General features: G+C 71.3%; 13 protein-coding genes and 1 pseudogene. 8 read left to right on the top strand and 6 right to left on the bottom strand.

The genetic code is table 11. The features are described 5' to 3' along the window. Positions 1-32: 32 nt before the first annotated feature. Entirely contained in the window at positions 33-437 is a 405-nt protein-coding gene (locus JHAT_RS12205; protein WP_077798133.1) for a cyclophilin-like fold protein, read from the bottom strand. 200 nt (positions 438-637) lie between these two features. On the opposite strand from JHAT_RS12205, the gene JHAT_RS12200 reads away from it, so the two are divergent. From JHAT_RS12200 to JHAT_RS12180, 5 genes and pseudogenes are all read left to right on the top strand, one after another. Then, positions 638-2,143 (top strand): cytochrome ubiquinol oxidase subunit I, encoded by a 1,506-nt coding sequence (locus JHAT_RS12200; protein ID WP_077798132.1) that lies wholly within the window; start codon positions 638-640, stop codon positions 2,141-2,143. A gap of 20 nt (positions 2,144-2,163) precedes the next feature. Then, the gene (gene cydB, locus JHAT_RS12195) at positions 2,164-3,168 is read left to right on the top strand and encodes a cytochrome d ubiquinol oxidase subunit II (protein ID WP_077798131.1); all 1,005 of its coding nucleotides are present in this window, start codon (positions 2,164-2,166) and stop codon (positions 3,166-3,168) included. 21 nt (positions 3,169-3,189) lie between these two features. Continuing rightward, positions 3,190-6,699: a thiol reductant ABC exporter subunit CydD gene (gene cydD, locus JHAT_RS12190; RefSeq protein ID WP_077798130.1), complete on the top strand. Its 3,510-nt coding sequence runs from the start codon at positions 3,190-3,192 to the stop codon at positions 6,697-6,699. Positions 6,700-6,874: 175 nt separating this feature from the next. Continuing rightward, positions 6,875-8,557: a GAF domain-containing sensor histidine kinase gene (locus JHAT_RS12185; RefSeq protein ID WP_077798129.1), complete on the top strand. Its 1,683-nt coding sequence runs from the start codon at positions 6,875-6,877 to the stop codon at positions 8,555-8,557. A gap of 159 nt (positions 8,558-8,716) precedes the next feature. Continuing rightward, positions 8,717-8,899 (top strand): annotated as a pseudogene (locus tag JHAT_RS12180) (M23 family metallopeptidase); the annotation flags it as partial. A 19-nt stretch (positions 8,900-8,918) separates the two neighbouring features. Here the strand turns inward: JHAT_RS12180 and JHAT_RS12175 are convergent. The 5 genes from JHAT_RS12175 to JHAT_RS12155 all read right to left on the bottom strand — a co-directional run bounded on the left by JHAT_RS12175 (position 8,919) and on the right by JHAT_RS12155 (position 13,909). Then, the gene (locus JHAT_RS12175) at positions 8,919-9,806 is read right to left on the bottom strand and encodes a Cof-type HAD-IIB family hydrolase (RefSeq protein ID WP_171990854.1); all 888 of its coding nucleotides are present in this window, start codon (positions 9,804-9,806) and stop codon (positions 8,919-8,921) included. A 208-nt stretch (positions 9,807-10,014) separates the two neighbouring features. Continuing rightward, the gene (locus JHAT_RS12170) at positions 10,015-10,917 is read right to left on the bottom strand and encodes an LLM class flavin-dependent oxidoreductase (RefSeq protein WP_077798127.1); all 903 of its coding nucleotides are present in this window, start codon (positions 10,915-10,917) and stop codon (positions 10,015-10,017) included. Positions 10,918-10,992: 75 nt separating this feature from the next. Continuing rightward, positions 10,993-11,451 carry a hypothetical protein gene (locus tag JHAT_RS12165; RefSeq protein ID WP_077798126.1) on the bottom strand — a complete coding sequence of 153 codons (459 nt, stop codon included), beginning with the start codon at positions 11,449-11,451 and terminating at the stop codon, positions 10,993-10,995. Between the two features lie 6 nt (positions 11,452-11,457). Further along, a complete protein-coding gene (locus JHAT_RS12160) occupies positions 11,458-12,021 on the bottom strand; it encodes an RNA 2'-phosphotransferase (RefSeq protein ID WP_077798125.1) in 564 nt (187 codons plus the stop codon). A 130-nt stretch (positions 12,022-12,151) separates the two neighbouring features. Then, a complete protein-coding gene (locus JHAT_RS12155; protein ID WP_077798124.1) occupies positions 12,152-13,909 on the bottom strand; it encodes an SDR family oxidoreductase in 1,758 nt (585 codons plus the stop codon). A gap of 299 nt (positions 13,910-14,208) precedes the next feature. Here JHAT_RS12155 and JHAT_RS12150 point away from each other — a divergent pair, with 299 nt between their 5' ends. The 3 genes from JHAT_RS12150 to JHAT_RS12140 are packed head-to-tail and all read left to right on the top strand — an operon-like array spanning position 14,209 to position 16,986. Further along, positions 14,209-15,171, top strand: a complete 963-nt coding sequence (locus JHAT_RS12150) for an ABC transporter ATP-binding protein (RefSeq protein WP_077798123.1) — start codon at positions 14,209-14,211, stop codon at positions 15,169-15,171. Further along, the gene (locus JHAT_RS12145) at positions 15,161-16,078 is read left to right on the top strand and encodes an ABC transporter permease (protein ID WP_171990853.1); all 918 of its coding nucleotides are present in this window, start codon (positions 15,161-15,163) and stop codon (positions 16,076-16,078) included. The genes JHAT_RS12150 and JHAT_RS12145 overlap by 11 nt, the downstream gene beginning before the upstream one ends. After that, positions 16,075-16,986, top strand: a complete 912-nt coding sequence (locus tag JHAT_RS12140; protein WP_077798121.1) for an ABC transporter ATP-binding protein — start codon at positions 16,075-16,077, stop codon at positions 16,984-16,986. Before JHAT_RS12145 ends, JHAT_RS12140 begins: the two co-directional genes overlap by 4 nt. The last annotated feature ends 4 nt before the right edge of the window (positions 16,987-16,990 follow it).

Raw genomic sequence — 16,990 nt, 5'->3', positions numbered from 1 at the left:
GCGCCGGACGCGTCCACCGGGGGCGGTGGGCGTCAGATGTCCACCGTCTCCACGCGTACCGGGTCGCCGTCGCGCACCGTCGCCAGTCGGCGAGGGTCGCCGTCGAGGCGGCCGAGGACGTTGCACGGGCTCGCGAGGCGGCACTCGTCTCCTCGCGAGATCGGCGTGGGACCGTAGGGGAGAGCCAGTGCGTCGCCGTCGGTCCAGAACGCCACGGTGCCCGGCTCGACGACCTGACGGGCGTCCGTTTCACGTGAAACCGACACACCTGTGTCGAAGTACACCTCCTCGCCCCAGGTGTGGGCGGAGGCGGTGAGCGGCAGTGCCTTGAGAAGCGCCTGCGTGGTGGGGGTGTCCTCGAGGGTCGCGGTGAGGTGACCCGTGGGCCACGAGATGCGTATCCGTGCGTACTGCCCCTGAGTGCTCGCGGTGTTCATGCCGCGGATTCAACAAGATGTTGAAGTTCTTGCCAAGGGGTTGACGTCACAGGGGACCCCCCTTCCGGTGTCGAAAAGCAGTAAGTCATAATTGCTTGTGAATGTGAACGCTTTCACAAGCGTGTCTGGTTGCTCCTGAGATAGGTGGCACATACACGCGCAAACTGCCGGAACCACGGCGATGCAAGGAGGCCGACGACGTGGACATGGCTTTGGCGCCGGAGACACTGGCGCGATGGCAGTTCGGCATCACGACCGTCTACCACTTCCTCTTCGTGCCGCTGACGATCTCACTGGCCGCCCTCACGGCCGGACTGCAGACCGCCTGGGTGCGCACGGAGAAGGAGAAGTACCTCAGGGCGACGAAGTTCTGGGGCAAGCTCTTCCTGATCAACATCGCCATGGGTGTCGTCACCGGCATCGTGCAGGAGTTCCAGTTCGGCATGAACTGGTCCGACTACTCCCGCTTCGTCGGTGACATCTTCGGCGCACCGCTCGCGTTCGAGGCGCTGATCGCCTTCTTCTTCGAGTCGACCTTCATCGGCCTGTGGATCTTCGGCTGGGACAAGCTGCCGAAGAAGGTCCACCTGGCCTGCATATGGATGGTCTCGATCGGCACACTGCTGTCGGCGTACTTCATCCTCGCCGCCAACTCCTGGATGCAGCACCCCGTCGGCTACCGGATCAACGAGGAGAAGGGCCGGGCGGAACTCACCGACTTCTGGCAGGTCCTCACCCAGAACACCGCCCTCAACCAGGTCTTCCACAGCTTCTCGGCGGCCTTCCTGACCGGTGGCGCCTTCATGGTGGGCATCGCCGCCTTCCATCTGATGCGCAAGAAGCACATCCCCGTGATGCGGACCTCGCTGCGGCTCGGCCTGGTCACCCTGGCCGTCGGCGGCCTGCTCACCGCCGTCAGCGGCGACACCCTCGGCAAGGTCATGTACGAGCAGCAGCCGATGAAGATGGCCGCCGCCGAGGCCCTGTGGGACGGCGAGCAGCCGGCGCCCTTCTCCGTCTTCGCCTACGGCGACGTCGACGAGGGGCACAACAAGGTCGCTCTGGAGATCCCCGGCCTGCTGTCCTTCCTGGCGCACAGCGACTTCGACTCGTACGTGCCCGGCATCAACGACACCAACAAGGTCGAGCGGCAGAAGTTCGGACCCGGTGACTACAAGCCCATCGTCCCCGTCGCCTACTGGGGCTTCCGGTGGATGATCGGCTTCGGCATGGCCTCCTTCTCGCTCGGTCTGCTGGGGCTCTGGCTGACCCGCAAGAAGTTCATGCTGCCGGCGGCCTGGCGGACCGGTGACGACGAGGTGCCCCGCCTGGTGCTGCTGAAGAAGCCGCTCGGATCGAAGTTCTCCCGGCTGTACTGGCTGCTGGCGGTCTGGACGATGGCCTTCCCGCTGATCGCCAACTCCTGGGGCTGGATCTTCACCGAGATGGGCCGGCAGCCCTGGGTCGTCTACGGCGTGTTCCAGACCCGCGACGCGGTCTCCCCCGGTGTCTCCACGGCCGAGGTCGTCACCTCGATGATCGCCTTCACCCTGCTCTACGCCGTCCTGGCCGTCATCGAGGTCAGGCTGCTGGTGAAGTACGTCAAGGCCGGACCGCCCGAGCTCACCGAGGCCGACCTCACCCCGCCCACGAAGATCGGCGGCGACTCCCGTGACGCCGACAAGCCGATGGCCTTCTCGTACTAGGCCGAGGGAGCTGCACAGTCATGGAACTTCACGACGTCTGGTTCGTCCTGATCGCCGTCCTGTGGACCGGCTACTTCTTCCTGGAGGGTTTCGACTTCGGGGTCGGCGTGCTCACTCGGCTGCTCGCCCGCGACCGGGCCGAGAAGCGGGTGCTGATCAACACGATCGGACCCGTCTGGGACGGCAACGAGGTGTGGCTGCTGACGGCCGGCGGTGCGACCTTCGCCGCCTTCCCCGAGTGGTACGCCACCCTCTTCTCCGGCTTCTACCTGCCCCTGCTGGTCATCCTGCTCTGCCTGATCGTCCGGGGCGTCGCCTTCGAGTACCGGGTGAAGCGACCCGAGGAGCGCTGGCAGCGCAACTGGGAGACCGCGATCTTCTGGACCTCGCTGATCCCGGCGTTCCTGTGGGGTGTCGCCTTCGGCAACATCGCCCACGGGGTGAAGATCGACCGGGACCTGGAGTACGTCGGCACCGTCTGGGACCTGCTGAACCCGTACGCCCTCCTCGGCGGCCTGGTCACGCTGACCCTGTTCACCTTCCACGGGACGGTGTTCACCGCGCTCAAGACCGTCGGCGAGATCCGCGAACGGGCGCGGACGCTGGCGCTGCGGGTGGGTCTCGTCGCCGCCGTGCTGGCCCTCGCCTTCCTGCTGTGGACGCAGGCCGACAACGGCGACGGCACGAGTCTGGTCGCGCTGGTGGTGGCCGTCGCCGCCCTGGTCGTCGCGCTGGCGGCGAATCAGGCGGGACGCGAGGGATGGGCCTTCGCGCTCTCCGGAGTCACCATCGTGGCCTCCGTGGCGATGCTCTTCCTGACGCTCTTCCCGAACGTCATGCCGTCCACGTTGAACGCGGACTGGAGCCTGACCGTCACCAACGCCTCGTCCAGCCCGTACACCCTGAAGATCATGACCTGGCTGGCCGTGATCGCCACGCCGGTCGTCCTGCTCTACCAGGGGTGGACGTACTGGGTCTTCCGCAAGCGGATCGGCACCCAGCACATCGCCGAAGCCGCGCACTGAGCCCGGCGGGATGTGTTTCACGTGAAACCGATCGATCCACGGCTGCTGCGGTACGCCCGCGCCACCCGGCTCTTCCTGGCGGCGGTCATCGTCCTGGGCGCCGCCGGGGCCGGGCTGGTCGTCGCCCAGGCGATGCTCATCGCCGAAACGGTGGTGGGCGCCTTCCAGCACGGCATGACGGCCGCCGAACTCCGCACCCCGCTGTTGCTGCTGGTGGCCGTCGCCTGCGGCCGTGCCCTGGTCGGCTGGCTCACCGAACTGGCCGCACACCGGGCGAGCGCGGCCGTGAAGTCGGAGCTGCGGGGCCGGCTGCTGGAGCGGGCCACCGCGCTCGGCCCCGGCTGGTTGAGCGGACAGCGCACCGGCTCGCTCGTCACCCTGGCCACCCGGGGTGTCGACGCCCTCGACGACTACTTCTCGCGCTACCTGCCGCAGTTGGGGCTCGCGGTGGTCGTGCCGGTGGCGGTGCTGGCACGGATCGTCACCGAGGACTGGGTCTCGGCGGCCGTCATCGTCGCCACCCTGCCGCTCATCCCGGTCTTCATGATGCTGATCGGCTGGGCCACGCAGGCGCGGATGGACCGGCAGTGGCGGCTGCTGTCCCGGCTGTCCGGGCACTTCCTGGACGTGGTCGCGGGGTTGCCGACGCTGAAGGTGTTCGGACGGGCCAAGGCACAGGCCGAGTCGATCAAGCGCATCACCGGCGAGTACCGGCAGGCGACCATGCGGACCCTGCGGATCGCCTTCCTGTCGTCCTTCGCCCTGGAACTGCTCGCCACGCTCTCGGTGGCGCTCGTCGCCGTGACCATCGGCATGCGGCTCGTCCACGGCGAGATGGACCTGTACGACGGCCTGGTCGTGCTCGTGCTCGCGCCCGAGGCCTATCTGCCGCTGCGGCAGGTGGGGGCGCAGTACCACGCGGCAGCCGAGGGGCTCGCCGCCGCCGAGGAGATCTTCTCGGTGCTGGAGACGCCCGCGCCCGCCTCGGGGAACGGGCCGGTGCCGGCGGACGGTGCGCTGTCCTTCGAAGGCGTGACCGTGCGCTACCCCGGACGTACCGCGGACGCCGTGTCGGGCGTGGACCTCGTCGTCGAACCCGGTGAGACGGTCGCGCTCGTCGGGCCGAGCGGAGCGGGCAAGTCGACGCTTCTCCACGCCCTCCTCGGCTTCGTCCGGCCGCGCGAGGGGCGGATCAGGATCGGCGGGTCCGATCTCACCGGCCTCGACCCGGCGCAGTGGCACGCTCGCGTCGCCTGGGTGCCGCAGCGTCCGCACCTGTTCGCGGGCACGGTCGCCGAGAACGTACGGCTGGCCCGTCCAGAGGCGGACGACGCGGCCGTGCGGCGGGCGCTGCGCGACGCCGGGGCGCTGGAGTTCGTGGACGCGCTGCCGGAGGGGACGGGCACCGTGCTCGGCGAGGACGGTTCCGGTCTGTCCGCCGGGCAGCGGCAGCGGCTCGCGCTGGCCCGGGCGTTCCTCGCGGACCGGCCGGTGCTGCTGCTCGACGAGCCGACGGCCGCTCTGGACGGGGCGACCGAGGCCGAGGTCGTGACCGCCGTGCGCAGGCTGGCGGCCGGACGGACCGTGCTGCTGGTGGCGCATCGGCCGGCCCTGCTGGAGGTGGCCGACCGCGTGGTGCGCCTGGACGAGCCGGTCTCCGCTCCCGCGGCCACCGCTGTCCCGAGGCCCATGGCGGGCCGTCCGTCCGCGCAGGAGCCCGGTGCCACCGGCACCGCTTCCGCCGAGGTTCGGGGCACGAAGGAACCAGCGCCGGGCTCTTCGGCCGGCGTCCTCGCCAGGGTCCGTGCCATGTCGGCCGCCCGGCGCGGTCGGCTCGGTCTCGCACTGCTCCTCGGCAGCCTCGCCCTCGGCAGCGCCGTGGGACTCATGGCCACCTCGGGGTGGCTCATCTCGCGGGCCTCGCAGCAGCCGCCGGTGCTGTACCTGATGGTGGCCGTGACGGCGACGCGTGCCTTCGGGATCGGCCGGGCCGTGTTCCGCTACGCCGAGCGGCTCGTCTCCCACGACGCCGTGCTGCGGATGCTGGCCGACACCCGGGTCGCCGTCTACCGGCGGCTGGAGCGGCTGGCGCCCGCCGGTCTGCGCCGCAGCAGGCGGGGCGACCTGCTGTCCCGGCTCGTCGCCGACGTCGACGCGCTGCAGGACCACTGGCTGCGCTGGCTGCTGCCCGCGGGCACGGCGGTGGTCGTCTGTGCCGCGTCGGTCGGCTTCACGGCCTGGCTCCTTCCGGAGGCCGGTGCCGTACTCGCCGCCGGGTTGCTGGCCGCCGGAGTCGGTGTCCCGCTCATCACCGGGGCCGTGGCACGGCGGGCCGAGCACCGGCTGGCGCCCGCTCGCGGCGCACTGGCCACCCGGGTGACCGACCTGCTCACCGGCACCGCCGAACTGACCGTCGCCGGTGCCCTGCCCGGGCGGGCCGCCGAGGCGCGACGGGCCGACGGCACGCTCACCCGGATCGCCTCGCGCGCGGCCACGGCCACCGCGTTGGGAGACGGCCTCGTCGCGCTGATCTCCGGCCTGACCGTCGCGGGCGCCGCGCTCACCGGCGTCCGGGCGGTAGCCGACGGCCGGCTCGCCGGTGTGGCCGTGGCCGTCGTGGTCCTCACCCCGCTGGCCGCGTTCGAAGCGGTCCTCGGCCTGCCGCTCGCCGTGCAGTACCGCCAGCGCGTGCGCAGGAGTGCCGAACGGGTGTACGAGGTGCTGGACGCGCCCGAGCCCGTACGCGAACCCGAGCGGCCCCGGCAGGCGCCCGCGGCACCGTTCCCGGTCGTCCTCGACGGACTGGTCGCACGCCACCCCGGGCAGGACCGGGACGCCCTCGCGGGGCTCGATCTGACGTTGGCGGAGGGCCGCCGCGTCGCCGTGGTCGGACCGTCCGGCTCCGGCAAGACGACGTTGGCCCAGGTGCTGCTGCGGTTCCTGGGCCCCGACGCGGGCTCCTACACCCTGGCCGGCGCGGAAGCCGGTGCCCTGGCCGGTGACGACGTACGGCGGCTGGTCGGGCTGTGTGCGCAGGACGCGCATCTCTTCGACAGCTCCGTGCGCGAGAACCTGCTCCTGGCCAGGAAGGACGCCACGGAGTCCGAGCTGCGCGCCGCGCTGGCGCGGGCCCGCCTGCTGGACTGGGTCGACAGTCTGCCCGACGGCCTGGACACGCTGGTCGGCGAACACGGGGCCCGGTTGTCCGGCGGGCAGCGGCAGCGGCTGGCACTGGCCCGGGCGCTGCTCGCCGACTTCCCCGTTCTCGTGCTCGACGAGCCGGCCGAGCACCTCGACCTGCCGACCGCCGACGCGCTCACCACCGACCTGCTGGCCGCGACCGAGGGCCGTACGACCCTGCTCATCACGCATCGGCTGGCGGGTCTGGACGCGGTGGACGAGGTGGTCGTGCTGGACGAGGGCCGGGTCGTGCAGCGGGGCACGTACGCGGAGCTGACAGCTGTGGAGGGACCGCTGCGGACGATGACCGAGCGGGAGGCGGCGGCGGAGCTGCTGGTGGGAGCCCGGTGACCGCGCACGCGGCCGCGTCAGGAACACGGTCACGCGCGTGGGCACGGCCATGGCTCCACACGTCGGCACGGGCATGCGCGTCGGAACGGTCACGCACACCGGCACAGTCATGGCCACGCAAGATTCATGTCGATTACGGCTTTTCTGGACAAAACCGTCTGATTAGGCTCGGTCCATGTCCGCAGCCCCGCTCCCCGGCCGCCCTCCGCCCCGCGACGGAGCCCCGTCCGAACTCCTGGCGCGGGTGCCGAAGCTGCTGGAGGCGATGCGGTCGGTCGGCACCGGGCTGGAGCTGCACTCCACGCTGAATCGGATCTGCGAGACCGCTGCCGACCTCGCGGACGCACGGTACGCGGCCATCGGCGTCGTCGCCGAGGACGGCGACGGCCTCGCCGACTTCGTCCACCACGGCATCGACGAGGCGACCGTCCGGCGGATCGGACACCTGCCCGACGGCCGCAAGGGCCTACTGGGAGCCCTCATCCGCGACCCGGAGCCGGTCCGGCTCGCGGACCTGACCGACGACCCCCGCTCCTGCGGCTTCCCCGAGCACCACCCGCCGATGCGCAGCTTCCTCGGGGTGCCCGTCCGAGTGCAGGGGGAGATCTTCGGGAACCTCTACGTGACCGACAAGCGGTACGGCGAGCCGTTCGACGACTGCGACCTCGCCATGGTCCGCGTCCTCGCCACGGAGGCCGGTATCGCCATCGGCAACGCGCGGCTGTACGAGTCCGCGCAGCAGCGGGAGCGCTGGATCGACGGGTCGGTCGCCGTCACCACCGCGCTGCTGTCCGGCGGCGACACCGACGACGCGCTCCAGGTCGTCGCGGAGCAGGCCCGTCGGCTCTCCGGCGCGGCTGCCGGAATCGTGCTGCTGACCGCCGACGGGGGAGGCATGGAGATCGCCGCCGTCGCGGCGCCGCGGCCCACGGACGCGCTGGGCACGGTCATACCGTCGGACAACGGTGTGGTCACCGAACTCCTCGCCGGACGAGCCGTGTTCATCGACGACGCGGCCACCGACCCGCGGCTGGAGGCCGGACCGGTACGCGCCTACGGGCCGGTCATGCTGCTGCCGCTGTGCAGCGACGGGCGGATCCTCGGCAGCCTGGTCATGCCCCGGGCCCGGGGCGGTCGTCCGTTCACGCGGACGGAGCGCGCGCTCGGCGGGCAGTTCGCCGCACAGGCCGCGCTGGCGCTGATGATGGCCGACGCGCAGCGTGACCGGGAACGGCTCGCCGTGTACGAGGACCGTGACCGCATCGCCCGGGACCTGCATGACCTCGTCATCCAGCGGCTGTTCGCCACGGGGATGATGCTGGAGAGCGCCCGGCGCGGACCGCTCGCGCCCGAGGTGCGCGACGGCGTGGGCAGGGCCGTCGACGAACTCGACGTGACCATCCAGGAGATCCGCTCGGCGATCTTCGCGCTGCGGCAGCCCGCCGAGGCTCCCGCGGGGCTGCGCGCCCGGGTGCTGCGCGAGATCGCCATGGCGGCCGTGCCGTTGGGCTTCACGCCCTCGCACCGCTTCGTCGGTCCGGTCGACGAAGCGGTCGGCGACCCGATCGGCAAGAACCTCATCGCCGCCCTGCGCGAGGCCCTGTCCAACGCCTTCCGGCACGCCCGGGCCACCCGGATCGACGTGGTCGTCGACGCGGAGGCGACCCTGCCGGACGGTCGGCCGGGTGTCCGGCTGACCGTCGCGGACGACGGCGTCGGCATCCCCGAGGGCGGCCGGCGCAGTGGCCTGCGCAATCTCGCACGCCGTGCGGAGACCCTCGGCGGCGTCAGCCGCGTCGGGCCCGGCGTCGGCACGGACGGCAGCGGGACGACAGTGCTGTGGGAGGCACCGTACTGAGACGGTGTGAGGGGGCGCGGTTGCCGCGTGTGCGGCAACCGCGCCGGGCCATGGGCAGCAAGCGGTCACCCACCCGCACTGCACGAACACGACCGCGGGTCCGCCTGCGGTCCACGATCGCCGGCATGCGCCCGTCTCGCCGCCGTCTAGCCGCCGTTCGCCGTCGACCAGGGGGAGCGGGTCCGACGGGGGCAGTGGATCGGGCAGTCGGGCAGCACCGGCAATTCCACCGGGCCGCACCTGCGCTTCGGGAGGCGGGTCACACCGGAGGCGGGCTCGGCCCTGGACCCGGTGCCCTGGCCGAAGCAGCGCGGGGCCCGCTCCGACCGAGCCGGTACGTGACCCGGCCCGGATCCGGTCGTTACGGCATCTCCGCCAGGATGCGCTCGATCACGACGGCCACCCCGTCGTCGTTGTTGGCGACCGTCCGCCCGGACGCGGCGGCGATCACGTCCGGGTGCGCGTTGCCCATGGCGTAGGACTGCCCTGCCCAGGTGAGCATCTCGACGTCGTTCGGCATGTCGCCGAAGGCGACGACCTCCTCGTGCGAGATGCCGCGCTCGGCGCAGCACAGGGCCAGCGTGCTGGCCTTGGAGACCTCCGGGCCGCTGATCTCCAGCAGGGCGCTGGGACTGGACCGGGTGACGTTGGCGCGGTCGCCGATGGCGATGCGGGCCAGCGCGAGGAAGGCGTCCGGCTCCAGGTCGGGGTGGAACGCCAGGATCTTGAGGACCGGCTCGGCCGCGGCGCGTCCGTCCGGTGCCAGCAGCTCCTCGGCGGGCGCGAGGGTGTCGGGCACCTCGATGTGCATCTTCGGGTACGCCGGCTCCTGGTGGAAGCCGTACGTCTGCTCCACCGCGTACAACGTGCCGGGTGCCGCGTCGCGCAGCAGCCGTACGGTGTCCAGTGCGTTCTCGCGGGCCAGCTCCCGGACCTTCACGAAGCGGTGGGCGCCGGGTCCGCCGTGCAGGTCGACCACGGCCGCGCCGTTGCCGCAGATGGCGAGGCCGTGGCCGTGGACGTGCTCGCTGACGACGTCCATCCAGCGGGCGGGGCGGCCGGTGACGAAGAAGACCTCGATCCCCGCCTTCTCGGCGGCCGCCAGTGCGGCGACCGTGCGCGGGGAGACCGACTTGTCGTCGCGCAGCAGCGTGCCGTCCAGGTCGGTGGCGATCAGTCGCGGGCGCACGGCGGCGACCGGGGTCTCGGGCTGTCGGGTCGCTGAGGTCACCCGGCCATTGTCACGCATATGCCCGCACGCCCGTGCGGGAGTCCGCACATATGTGAGCTACGGCTCCCATCGGCGCCCCTCTCTCGGGAGGCGTGACCTCTCCCAGGAGGCGTGGCCTCCCTCAGCAGGCGTGGCCTTTCCGGCAGACGTGGCTTTTCCGGCAGGTACGCCCCTCCCGGCGGCAGCGCCCGGTCCGTCCGCCCCGGCCGATCGTCTCGCCGCGGGGTCACCCCAGCTGCGCAGGCGCCTCCAGGGCGATCTTCTCGAAGACCTTCTCGTCCGCCGCGAAGTCCGAACCGGGGATCGGCCAGTGCACGACGATCTCGGTGAAGCCCAGGTCCTGGTGGATCCCCGCGAAGTCCACGAACGCGTCCACGGACTCCAGCGGCCGGCTCCGGTCCGGTGTGAAGCCGGTGAGCAGCACCTTGTCGAGCTCGTCCACGTCGCGGCCGATCGCGGCGCAGGCGTCGGCCAGCTTCTCGGCCTGTCCCCGCAGGGCCTGGACCGACTGCTCCGGAGTGCCGTTCTCGTACAGCTTCGGATCACCGGTGGTCACCCACGCCTGCCCGTACCGCGCCGCGAGCCGCATTCCGCGCGGGCCGGTGGCGGCCACCGCGAACGGCAGCCGGGGCCGCTGCACACAGCCGGGGATGTTGCGCGCCTCGTGCGCCGAGTAGAAGTCGCCCTGGTACGACACCGCCTCCTCCGTGAGCAGTCGGTCGAGCAGCTGGAGGAACTCGGCGAACCGGTCGGCCCGCTCGCGCGGCGTCCACTGTTCCTGACCGAGCGCGGTGGCGTCGAATCCGGTCCCGCCCGCTCCTATGCCCAGGGTGACCCGGCCGCCGGAGATGTCGTCGAGGGAGATCAGCTCCTTGGCGAGGGTCACCGGGTGCCGGAAGTTCGGCGAGGTCACCAGGGTGCCCAGACGCAGCCGCTCGGTGACGGCCGCGGCGGCGGTCAGCGTCGGCACGGCACCGAACCACGGGCCGTCCCGGAAGCTCCGCCAGGACAGGTGGTCGTAGGTGTACGCGCTGTGGAAACCGAGCTGCTCGGCGCGCGTCCAGGTCGAACGGCCGCCGTCGTGCCAGCGGCGGTACGGGAGGATCACGGTGCTCAGACGCAGGCTCATGCCACCGAGCCTATGCGGACCTCCAAGTTTCACGTGAAACGCCCAGGGGGGTTTCACGTGAAACAGCCGCTGCCGTCATCGCACGCGACTGCTCAGCCAAGGGGTGAGGAGAGTCATCGGCACGAGTTCCTTGTGCGTGCGATCACCGGGCAGCGGCACGACCAGGCGGTAGCCGGGCGGGAAGCTGCGGGCCCGGACATGGGCCGTACCGCCGAAGACGGAGCGGAGGAACGCGGGCACGTCGTCGCGCGGGATGTCGGGGAACTCCACGGTGTCGACGGTGATCAGCGCGTCGCCCTCGGGGAGGAGCCGCACGCTCACCCGGGGATCCCCGCCGAACTCGACGAAGGCCTCGTGGGGGAGGGAACCGTCGGGATCCGTGGTCACGCCCACGCCCGCGGCGCTGCGGCGGGAGGTCTGATCGGCGCCGATGTCATGGGTCACCTCGATCTCACGCGCGTACTCCGCGGCGACGGTGACGAGGGCGGCCACGGCGGATTCGGTGGTGGGCAGATGATCCATGCCTTCGATCATGCGGGATCAGCGTGGGCCGGGGAAGCGGAGATAGCGCGGAGGTACGGCCTTGGTCAGCCAGACCCCGTTCGCGCTGACGTGGAAGACGTGGCCGTCACGGTGCATGGCGGCGGCGTCCACCGACAGCACGACCGGCCGGCCGCGGCGGGCGCCGACCCGGGTGGCGGTCTCCCGGTCCGGTGAGAGGTGTACGTCGTGCCGGTTCATGGGACGCAGCCCCTCGGCGCGGATCGCGTCGAGGGAACGGGCCACGGTCCCGTGGTAGAGGTACGCAGGCGGGTCCGCCGCGGGCAGTCCGAGTTCCACGTCGATGCTGTGGCCCTGACTGGCCCGGATGCGGGTGCCCTCGACGGCGAAGCGCCGTTTGTCGTTGATGGCGACCACGTGGTCCAGCTCCTGCCGGGTGAAGCGGAAGCCGTGCGCGGCGGCCGCGGCGATCAGTGTGTCGATCTCGACCCAGCCGGCCCCGTCGAGCGTGAGCCCTATGCGGTCCGGCTGGTGCCGCAGGTGCTTCGACAGGTACTTGGACACCTTCACGGTGCGTCTGTCGTCCCTCTGTTCTCTGTTCATACGGCCTGCTCTCTGTCCATACGGCCAGGGTGCCGGGAGAGACGCGTATCACGCGATCGATATATGGCCGGAGGTTTGATCCACAGCCACATAAGGTTGTCCACAGGCCTCCGGGGCGTTCCTGTGGAAACTAAAGCGGCGGCGACACCCGGGCGAGCCTGCGCAACGCCCCCGGCAGGAAGCGGGACATGAGGTGTGCGCCGCGTGCCTCGGGCGTGACCGGGACGACGGCCCGGTCGTGCACCACGGCCTCCAGGATCGCGTCGGCGACCTTCTCCGGCGGGTAGTTGCGCACCCCGTACAGCCGGGCGGCGCGCCGCTGCCGGCGTTTCTCCTCGTCCGCGTCCACCCCGGTGAAGCGTGCCGTCGAGGTGATGCCGGTGTTGACGAGGCCGGGGCAGATCGCCGTGACGCCGATCCCCTGACCTGCCAGCTCGGCGCGCAGGCACTCGCTCAGCATCAGTACGGCCGCCTTGGAGGTGCTGTAGGCGGGCAGCGCCCTGGAGGGCAGGAAGGCGGCGGCCGAGGCGGTGTTCACGATGTGGCCGCCCTGTCCCCGCTCGGCCATCTGCCGGCCGAAGAGGCGGCAACCGTGGATCACGCCCCACAGGTTGACGTCGAGGACCTTCTCCCAGTCCTGCGGCGTGGTGTCGAAGAAGGAGCCCGACAGGCCGATCCCGGCATTGTTCACGAGGACGTCCACCACGCCGTACTCCGCGGCGACCCTGGCCGCGAGCTTCTCCATGGACTGCTCGTCGGAGACGTCGGCGGTCTCCGCCCACGCCTGCCGGGCACCGGCCTGCCGGGACAGTTCCGCGGTGCGGGCCGCGGACCCGGCGTCCCGGTCGACGGCCACCACGCGCGCGCCGGCCTCCGCGAACGCGAGCGCCGTCGCCCGGCCGATGCCGCTGCCCGCACCGGTGACGAGGACCAGTTGGCCGCCGAAGCGGTCGGCGTGCCTGCCGCTCGCCGTCACCTCGGTCCGCCCGTCCTCGACGGTGGTGACGAACTCCGTGATCCAGTCCGCCAGCCGGTCGGGCCGGGTGCGCGGCACCCAGTGCTTGGCGGGAAGGGTGCGGCGGGTGAGCCGCGGCGCCCACTGCTCCAGTTCGTCGTAGAGCCGCTCCGACAGGAAGGCGTCACCGAGGGGCGTGACCAGCTGGACGGGCACGTGGGCGTGGGCGTCGTCGCGCGGGTGCCGCAGCCGGGGCCGGACGTTGTCCCGGTACAGCCAGGCTCCGTGCGCGGCGTCCGCCGGCAGGGACGCGGTCGGGTAGTCGCCGCCGGGCACCTGCTCCACGCGTCGCAGGATTCCCGGCCAGCGCCTGCCGAGGGGGCCGCGCCAGGCCAGTTCGGGCAGCACCGGCGTGTGCAGCAGGTAGACGTACCAGGACTTGGCGCCCTGGCCGAGGAGCTGGCCCACCCGGCGAGGGGTGGGCCGCTTGATCCGCCGGTTGATCCAGTGGCCGAAGTGGTCGAGGGACGGTCCCGACATCGAGGTGAAGGAGGCGATGCGGCCCTCGGTGCGCGCGACCGTGACGAACTCCCAGGACTGCACCGAGCCCCAGTCGTGGCCCACCAGGTGCACGGGCCGGTCCGGGCTGACCGCGTCCACGACGGCCAGGAAGTCGTCCGTCAGCTTCTCCAGCGTGAACCCGCCGCGCAGCGGGCTCGGCGCGCTGGACCGGCCGTGGCCCCGGACGTCGTAGAGCACCACGTGGAACCGCCCCGCGAGGCGGGCGGCCACTTCGGACCAGACCTCCTTGCTGTCCGGGTAACCGTGCACCAGAACGACCGTCGGCTGCCGCGGGTCGCCCAGCTCGGCCACGCACAGCTCCACCTCGCCCGAGCGCACCCGGCGCTCCCGCGCACCGTCCAGCACCGTCATCTCTCCTCCGCCCGGCCGCCGCACGCGCGGCAGCCCGTCGTCCAGCCAGAAGGCGCTCCCCGTGCCACCCGTCCCGGCCGCCCCCGCCGACCGCCCTGCTCGTCCGGTACGCGGCACCGCCGAATCTCCCAGTTGTTAGACCCAGCGTCAATAGGGCGTCACGGCGCGGCCCGTGGCCCGCGCCATGGCCCTCAGGTACGGCATCCCCTACGGGCTCGTACTCCTCGAGTCTGACCCCAAGACGGCTCTCCGGTCTGACGACCGAAGTGGCGGTCGTCACTACTGTCGTGGATGTGACTGTGATCGCGACCGAAAGCCTGAGCAAGCGGTTCCCCCGGGTGACCGCGATCGACCGGCTCTCCGTGGACATCGGACCCGGTGTGACCGGACTCGTGGGCGCCAACGGCGCCGGCAAGTCCACCCTGATCAAGATCCTTCTGGGCCTGTCCCCCGCCACCGAGGGCCGGGCCGAAGTGCTCGGTCTCGACGTCGCCACCAAGGGCGCCGACATCCGCGAGCGGGTCGGTTACATGCCGGAACACGACTGCCTGCCGCCCGACGTCTCGGCCACCGAGTTCGTCGTCCACATGGCGCGCATGTCCGGCCTGCCGCCGACCGCCGCGCGCGAACGGACCGCCGACACCCTGCGCCACGTCGGCCTGTACGAGGAGCGCTACCGCCCCATCGGCGGCTACTCGACCGGCATGAAGCAGCGCGTGAAGCTCGCGCAGGCCCTCGTCCACGATCCGCAGCTGGTCTTCCTGGACGAGCCGACCAACGGCCTCGACCCGGTCGGCCGTGACGAGATGCTCGGCCTCATCCGCCGCGTCCACACCGACTTCGGCATCTCGGTCCTCGTCACCTCGCACCTGCTGGGCGAACTGGAACGCACCTGCGACCACGTCGTCGTCGTCGACGGCGGCAAGCTGCTGCGTTCCAGCTCCACCACCGATTTCACCCAGACCACGACGACCCTCGCGATCGAGGTCACCGACACCGACGAGCACCCCGACGGCACCCGCGCGGTCCGCGACGCGCTCCACGCGCGCGGGGTGACCACCGAGGACGGCAGCGGGCTGCCCGGTGCCGGCCACATCCTGCTGCTCAGCGCGTCGGGCGACGAGACGTACGACCTCGTCCGCGACGTCATCGCGGACCTCGGTCTCGGCCTGGTGCGCATGGAGCAGCGCAGGCACCACATCTCGGAGGTCTTCAGGGACAGCGACGCAGCACGGAAGGAGGCGGTCGGCCATGACAACTGAACAGCCCCTGCCGACACCGGCCACGATGCCGGGCGACCAGACCCGCATCCACAACATCGGCTACCGCAGCTACGACGGCCCCCGCCTCGGCCGCGCCTACGCCCGCCGCTCCCTGTACTCGCAGTCCCTGCGCGGCGCCTACGGCCTCGGCCGCTCGGCCAAGTCCAAGGTCCTGCCGATGCTGCTGTTCGTGGTGATGTGCCTGCCCGCCGGCATCATGGTCGCCGTCGCCGTCGCCACCAAGGCGAACGACCTGCCCCTGGACTACACGCGCTACGCGATCGTCCTCCAGGCCGTCATCAGCCTCTACGTCGCCGCTCAGGCACCCCAGTCCGTCTCGCGCGACCTGCGCTTCAAGACCGTGCCGCTCTACTTCTCGCGGCCCATCGAGACGACCGACTACGTCCGCGCCAAGTACGCGGCACTGGCCTCGGCGCTCTTCATCCTCACCGCCGCCCCCCTGCTGGTGCTCTATGCGGGCGCCCTGCTCGCGAAACTCGACTTCGCGGACCAGACCAAGGGGTTCGCCCAAGGACTCGTCTCCGTGGCACTGCTCTCGCTGCTCTTCGCCGGCCTCGGCCTGGTCATCGCCTCGGTCACCCCGCGCCGCGGCTTCGGCATCGCCGCCGTCATCGCCGTCCTGACCATCACCTACGGAGCGGTCTCCACGCTCCAGGCCATCGCGGAGGTCCAGGACAGCTCCGGATCCATCGCCTGGATCGGCCTGTTCTCGCCGATCACCCTCATCGACGGCGTGCAGTCCGCCTTCCTGGGCGCCACGTCCTCCTTCCCCGGCGGAAGCGGACCGAGCACCGCGGAGGGCGCGGTGTACGTCCTCGTCACCCTGGGCCTGATCGCCGGCGCCTACGGGCTCCTGATGCGCCGCTACAAGAAGGTGGGACTGTGACCACGCTGAACATCGACCACGTCTCCCGCTGGTTCGGCAACGTGGTCGCCGTCAACGACATCACCATGACGATCGGCCCCGGCGTCACCGGCCTCCTCGGCCCCAACGGCGCCGGGAAGTCCACCCTCATCAACATGATGGGCGGCTTCCTCGCCCCCTCCACCGGCACCGTCACCCTCGACGGACAGCAGGTCTGGCGCAACGAGACCATCTACAAGCACATCGGTGTCGTCCCCGAACGGGAGGCGATGTACGACTTCCTCACCGGCCGCGAGTTCGTCCTCGCCAACGCCGAACTGCACGGCCTGGGTGCCAAGGCGGCCCAGGAGGCGCTCGCCACCGTCGAGATGGAACACGCGCAGGACCGCAAGATCGGCACGTACTCCAAGGGCATGCGGCAGCGGGTGAAGATGGCCTCCGCCCTCGTCCACCAGCCCTCGCTGCTCCTGCTCGACGAGCCGTTCAACGGCATGGACCCGCGCCAGCGCATGCAGCTGATGGACCTGCTGCGCCGCATGGGCGACGAGGGCCGCACGGTGCTGTTCTCCTCGCACATCCTCGAAGAGGTCGAGCAGCTCGCCTGGCACATCGAGGTCATCGTCGCCGGCCGCCACGCGGCCAGCGGCGACTTCCGCAAGATCCGCCGCCTGATGACCGACCGACCGCACCGCTACCTGGTGCGTTCCAGCGACGACCGCGCCCTCGCGGCGGCGCTGATCGCCGATCCGTCGACGTCCGGCATCGAGGTGGACCTCGCCGAGGGAGCGTTGCGCATCCAGGCCGTCGACTTCGGCCGGTTCACGGCTCTGCTGCCCAAGGTCGCCCGCGACCACGGCATCCGGCTGCTCACGGTCTCGCCGTCCGACGAGTCCCTCGAGTCCGTCTTCTCGTACCTCGTCGCGGCGTAGGAGG

This window comes from Streptomyces sp. JHA26 (genome assembly GCF_002005565.1).
GTDB lineage: Bacteria > Actinomycetota > Actinomycetes > Streptomycetales > Streptomycetaceae > Streptomyces.
The sequence above is the reverse complement of the archived record's forward strand: the minus strand, read 5'-3'. Positions and strand labels throughout refer to the sequence as shown.